Source organism: Ideonella sp. FW305-24 (genome assembly GCF_058788035.1).
On the sequence record NZ_JBYTAI010000044.1, the window covers coordinates 1 to 1,392 of the forward strand.

At 49.5% G+C, this 1,392-nt stretch carries 2 protein-coding genes; both read right to left on the reverse strand.

Annotation, left to right across the window (positions count from 1 at the left end):
- Nucleotides 1-187: 187 nt before the first annotated feature.
- Complete coding sequence (locus tag AC3WR5_RS33425) at nt 188-643, reverse strand: hypothetical protein (protein ID WP_492490105.1); 456 nt, start codon at nt 641-643, stop codon at nt 188-190.
- Between the two features lie 2 nt (nt 644-645).
- Nucleotides 646-1,392: RHS repeat-associated core domain-containing protein (locus tag AC3WR5_RS33430; RefSeq protein WP_492490106.1), on the reverse strand; the 747-nt coding region annotated here is incomplete at its 5' end.

The window sequence follows — 1,392 nt, forward strand, 5'->3', positions numbered from 1 at the left end:
AAGCGTTCCTTGCCGGTGCCGGTGTCCTTGCGGTGGGAGATCACCGGGCGCCACAGCGCGTCGAAGTAGTTTTCTTCCAACAGATTGCCCGTCACCAGCGTCCGTTTCCAGTGACCTCAGAGATCTGCTCGTTCCCATTGACCGAGGCGGATAATGAGTGACCCAGGAATTTTCTTTAGTTTTTGGCTCACGGCCGCTCGATCGGTTGCGCATTTTCTTCAGCTTGTCTGCGTGCTATTCGACTACGTGTTTGAATAGCATAAATCAGAAGAGCAAACACAATAATCCCCATATTAACAATCCAAGCCTTGGATATCCAGTAAGCCCCAACAACGCACATGAGAAATAGCAAAAGCCAATCGCCTCTAATGCAAGACGCCCCAATATCACATGTGGCGACGATGGTCAGAATATAGGAAAAAAAGCAGGAGGCAAATGGAACCAAATTCCAGAACAAAAGCCCACCACGCGCCCTGCCGACGATCAGAAATGCTGAGGTTGAAATAATATATCCAACCTTGAATAAAGAAACGGAGTTTCCCCATCGCAAGTCTAGCCAACCACCTAGATCAGCGATAAATACGATAGACATCAATGCGACCACAAGCATACTTCGCCTGGGTCCTAATTCAATTTTTTGCATTATTAGTCTCCAGACTTGCCACGTTGTTTGGTACGCTTTTCATCTTCCTCAACGCTCTTCCTCTTCAGTTCTCTAAGTGCTGCTGCCAATCCGCTAGGAGTACGCGTTGGCTTTAGCTCTCGAAATGGCCCAATGCCACTCAAAACGCTACTTGTGCAGACTGCGCAGAAACCGCGACCGCACTCGGAAGGAAGTTGAGAAAGACGGTTCCATATCTGCTCCTCATCTTCTTTCGAAGTGTCAAACTCAAAAACCTCTACATTCGGCCCATCACCTTTCTTCTGAAAGCGCACGTACTTGCTCAGATCCGCATTTGATCCCTCTATAATATCCCCAGGAACATATTTCTGCCTAGCATAACTGCCAGCCGGATCATAAACCATGCCGCCCGTGTCAGTCTTCCCCATGTAGAGTCCAGCGTGAGTTCCAAAAGGCCAGCCATTGTTGTTAACTACAATAACTGTCTTTTCACCATCTCGATCCATATATTTGAATGGATTGTTATTTGCATACCAGTATCGATTGAAGTTCGAGCCATCGGTCATGCTGACCGGCTGCGGATCCTTCGACAGGAATATGTCGAGCAGTGAATCGTAAGACCTCTGCTGCATGTACACCAGCCCAGTCACCGAATCATTCACATGCCCCGCGTACCCAAACGTACTCGGCTCATTGCCGGTCCACGTGTCGCCCCAGGGATCGTACGCAGTGTCCGCCGTCCCCACGCGGCTGCTGTTGGTCCGCAGCAC